Below are 7,418 nucleotides of genomic sequence, written 5' to 3'. Positions count from 1 at the left end.
CGACGAAATTGGTTGCGCCGCAAACAATGTCGCGGGGCTCGGGCTCACCGACATCGACCCGGCAGGCGCGGATCGGCTTCTTGAACCCGGTGAGCTCCTCGATGCCGGCGACGCGGCCCACGGTCAGTGGGCCCTCGACCGGGCCGAGGGTGACCACATCCTCGACCTCGTGGCCGATCCGCACCAGCGCTTGCTCGAGCTCCTCCGGGGCGACGTCCCAGCCGGGCGCGCCCGCGGCCACGACGTCGCGCAACCAGCTGTAGGCGATGCGCATCAGGCCCCCACCCCGAACGGCAACGAGAACCGGACGTCGCCCTCGACCATGTCGCGCATGTCCGGGATCCCGTTGCGAAACTGCAGCGTGCGCTCCAGGCCCATCCCGAAGGCGAACCCGGAGTACACCTCCGGGTCGATTCCCGCGGCCCGCAACACGTTCGGATGCACCATGCCGCAACCGCCCCACTCCACCCAGCCGGGGCCGCCCTTCTTGCCGACGAACCACACGTCGACCTCGGCGGAGGGTTCGGTGAACGGGAAGAAGTGCGGCCGGATCCGGGTGCGCGCCTCGGGACCGAACTCGGCGCGGGCGAACGCGTCCAGGGTGCCGCGCAGGTGCGCCATGGACAGGCCCCGGTCCACCGCCAGCCCCTCGACCTGATGGAAGACCGGCGTGTGGGTGGCGTCCAGCTCGTCGGTGCGGAAGGTGCGCCCGATCGAGATGATGTAGACCGGCAGCTCGTGGGCCAGCAGCGTGCGCACCTGCACCGGCGACGTGTGGGTGCGCAGCAGCTGCCGGGAATCCTCCGGCGCGATGTAGAAGGTGTCCTGCTCGCTGCGCGCGGGGTGGTCCGCGGGGAAGTTCAGGGCGTCGAAGTTGAACTGCTCGGTTTCCACCTCGGGGCCCTCCGCGAGCTCCCACCCCATCGCGATGAAGGTGTCGGCGATGTGCTCGGCCAGGATGGTGATCGGGTGCCGGGCGCCGACCGGCTGCCGGCTCGACGGCAGCGTGACGTCGATGCCCTCGGCGGCCAGCACCGCCGCGTCGCGTTCTTCGCGCAGGGCCGCCAGCCGCGCGTCGTACTCGCGCTGCACCTCGGTTCGCGCGGAGTTGACCCGCTTCCCGGCGTCGGCGCGCTCCTCCTTGGGGACGACGCCCAGCGCCTGGCGCGCCAGCCCCAGCGGGGAGCGGTCGCCGAGGTGCTCGGTCTTCACCCGCGCCAGCGCGTCCAGGTCGCCGGCGAGCGCGATCGCCTCCCGGGCGGCGCCGACCGCCTCGGCCAGGGCGTCCGGTGACAGGTCGACGGGCTGAGCACCCACGCGGCGACACTCTCCTTGCTGATGAGGGGCGGGCTCGAAGTTGCCCAGCGGCAAGTGCCGATCATAGTGATGTGGTGCGTGTGGCCCGGCGGGCGCTTCGCCCTAAGGGCGGCGGGTTGCCTAGCCGGTCGTGACGGGCTGCGGGCTCCTCAGCGCGGGGTCGCCCACCACGGCGCCGCGGCCGGTGACGATCTGCACCAGCTTGTGCGCGGCCAGGGCGCCGAGGACGCCGAACGCGGGCGCGGCGGCCATCGTGCCCCAGTGATGGGCCAGGATCAGGAAACCGAAGCCCGACGAGGCCACCAGCATCCCGAGCCGCAGCGGCGTCCAGTGGATGGGCTGGCGGAACCGGGCGGACACCAGCACGCCGAGGACGACGGCGGCGGTGTGGCCGGCGTCGGTGAAATCGCCGCCGATGATCGCCGAGGCGAGCCCGGCCGACACCCACCAGCCGACCCAGGCGGCCCGCCAGCGCTGGGGAATGACCGCGGTCATCGCGCCGAGCACCGCCAGGGCGCCGTAGCTCATCCCGACGTCGCTGGCCCGGGTGATGGACACCGGCATCCAGCCGAACTCGACGGCCGCGGCCAGGGCGGCGGCCACCAGCAGCGTCGCGCCGATGTGCCCGACGAGGAACGCCACCACCAGCCTGATGGTGCGCAGGTGCAGCTCGCCGAGCGCGAGCAGGCAGGTCAGGAAGGGCAACCAGAAGTACAGCGGACCGGCGTCGACGACCAGCGCGCTGCCCAGCAGCGTGCCCACGTGGCCGTGGGCCAGGTTGTGCAGGTTGGTGCTGGCCCGCTCGACCAGCACGTCATGGGCGTGCGGGCCGAGCGCCAGGATGGCGCAACTGATGGCGAGCAGCACCGCCACGTATCCCACCGTGAACTGGACCCGGGCGAGCCGGGCGAAGATGCCCCCAAACATTGCATCCATTATGTCGGCTAATTTGTTTCGGAAGTGTGATCGGGCGCTGTCAACTCCCTATGAGTCCTCAAACGATATATCGCCAAGTCGTTCGGAACGCCGGTGGCTTTGCCCGCAAAAACCGATTTACGTGCGCGTTTGGCGACGACGCCCATCGCGTCCAGTTCGCTCTGCGGGATCAGATCGAGTGTCGAACCTGACACCATCACCCCGCCCTTGGTGGCCCGTTCCATCACCCGCGCGGCGATGTTGACGTCGACACCGAGCCAGTCCGACGCCAGCCGCTGCGGCCGCCCGGTGTGGATCCCGACCCGCATCCGCGGCGTGTGCCCGGCCACCTCGACCGACTTCAACGCCTCCTTGGCGGCCAGCACGGCCCGCACCGCGACGGTGGGGTCGCCGAAGACGGCCATCAGGCCGTCGCCCATCCGCTTGACGATGTGGCCGCCGGCGTCCAGCAGCGGCGGCTCGATGGCCCGCGCCACCTGACGCAGCAGGGCGAGCGCCGCCTCGTCGCCGGCCTGCAGGGACCACGACGAGAAGCCGACCAGGTCGGTGAACACCAACGTCACCTCGGGATTGGCCGGCCGCCGGGACACCGACTCGGTCAGCGCCTGCCACACCTGCAGCAGCCCCAGGCCCACTTCGCGCGACACCGCCTCGCGGTCCCCCAGCAGCCGATCGGCGGCCCGGGCGGCGGCGCGCGGCCCGCCCTCGCCGGCCGTCGACAGCGGATCGCCGAACTCGGGATCGCCGGGCAGCAGCCGTCGGGCCCGGCGGATGAAGGCCACCGCGCCGGGGCTGTGGTTCCGGGTCTGCCACCACCGCACGGCGCCGCGCACCGAAGGATCGGAAGCCGTCACATCTTCGGGCCCGCCCGAGTCCGAATCGCGATGCGCGAGTTCCACTCGGCCAGGTTATTTCCTCGCGCCGCAGGCGGGCAACGAAGGCCCCGCCCGTTGTGTCACGGCTCGCAACGTATCGGCTGATCACAGCGGCGCCACACCGCTATCGAAGGTCGATAACACCTGCGGGCGCGCGGAGGGGAAATCGTAGACAACGTGCGTTGTCAAAGTTATCGTGAGCGCAGGAGGCCGAGATGACTGCCATTCCAAGGAAATCCGACGATCCGCTCGGGCCAGACTCCCTGACCTGGAAGTACTTTGGCGATCTGCGGACGGGAATGATGGGCGTCTGGATCGGGGCGATCCAGAACATGTACCCGGAGCTGGGGGCCGGCGTCGAGGAGCATTCGATCCTGTTGCGCGAGCCGCTGCAGCGGGTCGCGCGCTCGGTGTACCCGATCATGGGCGTCGTGTACGACGGTGAACGCGCCGCGGCGACCGGGCGGCAGATCAAGAGCTATCACCACACCATCAAGGGCGTTGACGCATCGGGCCGCCGTTATCACGCCCTGAATCCGGAGACGTTCTACTGGGCGCACGCCACGTTCTTCATGTTGGTGATCAAGGTGGCCGAGTACTTCTGCGGGGGCCTGACGGAGGCCGAGAAGCGGCAGCTGTTCGACGAGCACGTGCGGTGGTACCGGATGTACGGGATGAGCATGCGCCCGGTGCCCACGTCGTGGGAGGCGTTCTGCGAGTACTGGGACCGGGTTTGCCGCGAGGAGCTCGAGATCAACCAGGCGACGCTGGACATCTTCCAGATCCGGATCCCCAAGCCGAAGTTCGTGCTGATGCCCACGCCGATCTGGGACCAGATGTTCAAGCCGCTGGTCGCCGGCCAGCGCTGGATCGCGGCGGGCCTGTTCGAGCCCGCGGTCCGCGAGAAGGCGGGGATGCGCTGGACACCGGGCGACGAGGTGCTGCTGCGGCTGTTCGGCAAGCTGGTCGAGCTGGCCTTTCTGGCGGTGCCCGACGAGATCCGGCTGCACCCGCGCGCGCTGGCCGCCTACCGCCGCGCCGAGGGGCGGCTGCCCAGCGACGCGCCGTTGGTGGAGGCGCCGCCGTTCATGGCCCCGCCCCGCGACCGCCGCGGGCTGCCGATGCATTACTTTCCCCCGCGGCCGCGCTCCGCGCTGGACCCCGCCAAGGCGCTGATGGAACGCGCCGGGTCGCTGGTGCACGGGACGCTGTCGCTGGCGGGCCTGCGGCCGGCCCGGGGACGCGTCAGGGCCGCTTGAGCGTGCCCAGCGCCTGCGCGCTCTGGTAGAGACAGATGGCCGCCGCCGAGGCCACGTTCAGGCTCTCGGCTCCCCCGGACATCGGGATGCGCATGCGATGATCGGCCGCCCGCGCGACTTCGGTTGGCAGGCCCTGTGATTCGGGGCCGAACAGCCACGCCGTCGGCCGGCCGAGCAACTCGGTGGCCTCGTCGAGGCGCGTCTCGCCATCCACCGTCGTCGCCAGCACCTGCAGCCCCGCGTCGCGCAGGGCACCCAGCGCGGCCGGGACGTCGGGCGCCGAGGCGACCGGAATCGAGAAGATGCTGCCCGTCGAGGCGCGCAGGCACTTGCCGTTGTACGGGTCGACGCCGTGCCCGCCGAGCAGCACGCCGTCGGCGCCCATGGCGTCGGCGATGCGAATGAGCGTGCCGGCGTTGCCCGGCTCGCCGATTTCGACGGCGACCGCGATCAGCCGCGGCGAACCGGCCAGCACGTCCGCCGGTTGGGTCGACGGCATTTCGCAGACGGCCACCAACCCGGTGGGGGTGACGGTGTCGGACAGCGCCTTGGCGGCCCGCTCGGTGACCGGATGAACCGGAAACCGCTGCGCGCCAAGCAAAGACGCATACCGTTGCGCGGCGGCCTCGGTGACGAAGACGTCGCGGACCAGGCCGCGGCCGGCCGCGGCCTCGACCAGGTTGGGGCCCTCGGCCAGGAATCGCCCCGCCCGCCGGCGCCCGACGTGGCGATGCAGTTTGACCGCCGCGGCGACCCGGGCCGAACGTTCGGTCAGCAGGGGCTAGGCGGCCTCTCCGGAGTCCGAAGGCGCGTTGACGTCCTCGGGCAGCGCGGCCCGGGCGACGTCGACCAGCGCGGTGAACGCCGCCGGATCGGTGATCGCGATGTCGGCGAGGTTCTTGCGGTCCACCTCGACGCCCGCGGCCTTGAGGCCCTGGATCAGGCGGTTGTAGGTGATGTCGTTGGCGCGCGCGGCGGCGTTGATCCGCGAGATCCACAACTTGCGGAACTCGCCCTTGCGCGCGCGGCGGTCGCGGTAGGCGTAGTTCAGCGAATGCAGCTGCTGCTCTTTGGCTTTGCGGTACAGCCGCGAACGCTGGCCGCGATAGCCCTTCGAGGCCTTGAGAATGCTGCGCCTCTTCTTGTGGGCGTTGACCGCCCGCTTCACGCGTGCCATGGGTGTTCCTACTCTCTAAGTAATGGTCGGGGCCGGCAGCGGCGCCGCCGCTCGGCTTGTCGAACTGTCAGCCGTTCAGCAGCTTCTTGACGCGCTTGGTGTCGTTGGCCGCCACGGTGGTGCGGCCCTCCAGGCGGCGAGTCCGGGTGGACGGCTTGTGCTCGAACAGGTGCCGGCGGTTGGCTTTCTCGCGAAGGATCTTGCCGGTTCCGGTGCGCCGGAACCGCTTCGAAGCCCCGCTGTGGGTCTTGGCTTTTGGCATGTTTCCTCTTCGTTCTCGCTATTCGTCTCTGGTCAGTTGGGCGAAGGGGCGTCGGTGGCCGCATCGCCGTCCGGCGCCGCGACGTCCCCGGGTCCCTCGGGGTGCCGCGCCCTGGCGCGGGTCTTCGCGCCGCGGTGCGGGGCCAGCACCATCGTCATGTTCCGGCCGTCCTGCTTGGCGGACGTCTCGACGAAGCCGTATTCGGCCACGTCCGCGCCCAGCCGCTGCAGCAGGCGGTAGCCCAGCTCGGGCCGCGACTGCTCGCGTCCGCGGAACATGATGGTGACCTTCACCTTCGAACCCGCCTCCAGAAAGCGGATCACGTGGCCCTTTTTGGTCTCGTAATCGTGATCGTCGATCTTGGGTCGCAGCTTCTGCTCTTTGACGACGGTCTGCTGCTGGTTCCGGCGGGATTCGCGCGCCTTTTGCGCCGCCTCGTATTTGAACTTGCCGTAGTCCATGATCTTGCAGACCGGGGGTCTGGCGTTCGGGGCGACTTCGACAAGGTCGAGATCGGCGTCCGCAGCGACGCGCAGTGCGTCTTCGATGCGCACTATGCCTACCTGCTCTCCCCCGGGGCCGATTAATCTGACTTCAGGTACGCGGATGCGCTCGTTGACGCGGGTCTCAGTGCTGATGGGGCCTCCCTTGTTGGGCTGATAGGTGTCCTAGCATCGCGGCCGGGACCCGGCTCCGGGGGGTTCAGCGGCGGAAACACCACACCACCAGCAGAAAAGCCCTGCAATCGCAGGGCCCAATGCCGACCGATCGCGGCCTGAAGTCAAGCCGCCCGCGTTGCTCGCGGAACAGACATGCGCGATGTCTGTGACCGGACCGCCAGGCCTTGAAATCCTCGTGGCCCGCGGTGGGAGTGGGACTCCACTTACTGTTCCTGGCCTTCGCCGGGATGGTCGCGAACGCCAGTTTAGCAGCCACGGGGCCGCTTTCCGCACTTCGCCCTCGACCCCACCCGCAGACTCGGGCAACCCGGCGAACTATTGCTGGCCAGTCTTAGCGCTTCGCCAAGCTTTTCACGGTTTGAGGGCATATCCTCGCGGTCTGTGACTCTCGCTTCATCTCGTTCGGGCTCCCGTTCGGGGCCCCGCGGCCGGTCGCATTCCCGGTATCGCTGGGTACCGGCGGCGGCCGGGTGGATCGTGGGCGTCATCGCCACCGTGTCGCTGCTGGCCAGCGTGTCCCCGTTGATCCGGTGGGTCATCAAGGTCCCTCGCGAGTTCATCAACGACTACCTGTTCAACTTCCCCGACACCAGCATCGCGTGGTCGTTCGTCCTCGCCCTGCTCGCCGCGGCCCTGACCGCGCGCAAACGGATCGCCTGGCTGGTGCTGCTCGGCCAGATGATCCTGGCCGCGGGGCTGAACGCCGCCGACATCGCCGCGGGTGACAACACCGCGGCCGAGACCTTCGGCGAGAACCTCGGGTTCGCGGTGCACATCGTCGCGATCGTGCTGCTGGTGCTGGCCTACCGGGAGTTCTGGGCCAAGGTCCGCAAGGGCGCGCTGGTCAAAGCGGCCGCGGTGCTGGTGGCCGGCGACGTGATCGGGATCCTGGTGTCCTGGGGACTGGTGGAG

General features: G+C 69.7%; 8 protein-coding genes and 2 pseudogenes. 2 read left to right on the top strand and 8 right to left on the bottom strand.

Annotated features, from left to right (window positions below; all coding sequences use genetic code 11):
- The 4 genes and pseudogenes from A5702_RS08660 to A5702_RS08645 all read right to left on the bottom strand — a co-directional run.
- Window positions 1-274 (bottom strand): annotated as a pseudogene (locus tag A5702_RS08660) (phenylalanine--tRNA ligase subunit beta); the annotation flags it as partial.
- Window positions 274-1,317 carry a phenylalanine--tRNA ligase subunit alpha gene (gene pheS / locus A5702_RS08655; protein WP_068219885.1) on the bottom strand — a complete coding sequence of 348 codons (1,044 nt, stop codon included), beginning with the start codon at window positions 1,315-1,317 and terminating at the stop codon, window positions 274-276. The pseudogene A5702_RS08660 and the gene pheS, both read right to left, overlap by 1 nt.
- Before the next feature lie 120 nt (window positions 1,318-1,437).
- The gene (locus A5702_RS08650; protein WP_055402790.1) at window positions 1,438-2,244 is read right to left on the bottom strand and encodes a rhomboid-like protein; all 807 of its coding nucleotides are present in this window, start codon (window positions 2,242-2,244) and stop codon (window positions 1,438-1,440) included.
- 17 nt (window positions 2,245-2,261) lie between these two features.
- Window positions 2,262-3,152 carry an adenylate/guanylate cyclase domain-containing protein gene (locus A5702_RS08645; RefSeq protein ID WP_067815041.1) on the bottom strand — a complete coding sequence of 297 codons (891 nt, stop codon included), beginning with the start codon at window positions 3,150-3,152 and terminating at the stop codon, window positions 2,262-2,264.
- 191 nt (window positions 3,153-3,343) lie between these two features.
- Between A5702_RS08645 and A5702_RS08640 the strand changes: the two genes are divergently transcribed.
- Window positions 3,344-4,387 carry an oxygenase MpaB family protein gene (locus A5702_RS08640; protein WP_067815039.1) on the top strand — a complete coding sequence of 348 codons (1,044 nt, stop codon included), beginning with the start codon at window positions 3,344-3,346 and terminating at the stop codon, window positions 4,385-4,387.
- Here A5702_RS08640 and A5702_RS08635 read toward each other — a convergent pair.
- The 4 genes from A5702_RS08635 to infC all read right to left on the bottom strand — a co-directional run bounded on the left by A5702_RS08635 (window position 4,374) and on the right by infC (window position 6,464).
- Entirely contained in the window at window positions 4,374-5,165 is a 792-nt protein-coding gene (locus A5702_RS08635) for an RNA methyltransferase (RefSeq protein ID WP_055402795.1), read from the bottom strand. The genes A5702_RS08640 and A5702_RS08635 overlap by 14 nt on opposite strands.
- Before the next feature lie 3 nt (window positions 5,166-5,168).
- Window positions 5,169-5,564 carry a 50S ribosomal protein L20 gene (gene rplT, locus A5702_RS08630; protein WP_046184507.1) on the bottom strand — a complete coding sequence of 132 codons (396 nt, stop codon included), beginning with the start codon at window positions 5,562-5,564 and terminating at the stop codon, window positions 5,169-5,171.
- 67 nt (window positions 5,565-5,631) lie between these two features.
- The gene (gene rpmI / locus A5702_RS08625) at window positions 5,632-5,826 is read right to left on the bottom strand and encodes a 50S ribosomal protein L35 (protein WP_055402798.1); all 195 of its coding nucleotides are present in this window, start codon (window positions 5,824-5,826) and stop codon (window positions 5,632-5,634) included.
- Window positions 5,827-5,858: 32 nt separating this feature from the next.
- Window positions 5,859-6,464 (bottom strand): translation initiation factor IF-3, encoded by a 606-nt coding sequence (gene infC / locus A5702_RS08620; RefSeq protein ID WP_082459830.1) that lies wholly within the window; start codon window positions 6,462-6,464, stop codon window positions 5,859-5,861.
- 423 nt (window positions 6,465-6,887) lie between these two features.
- On the opposite strand from infC, the pseudogene lysS reads away from it, so the two are divergent.
- Window positions 6,888-7,418 (top strand): annotated as a pseudogene (gene lysS, locus A5702_RS08615) (lysine--tRNA ligase); the annotation flags it as partial.

Source organism: Mycobacterium sp. E3339, from assembly GCF_001666915.1.
In the GTDB taxonomy this organism is placed as follows: domain Bacteria; phylum Actinomycetota; class Actinomycetes; order Mycobacteriales; family Mycobacteriaceae; genus Mycobacterium.
This window is presented reverse-complemented; position numbering and strand designations above follow the sequence as displayed.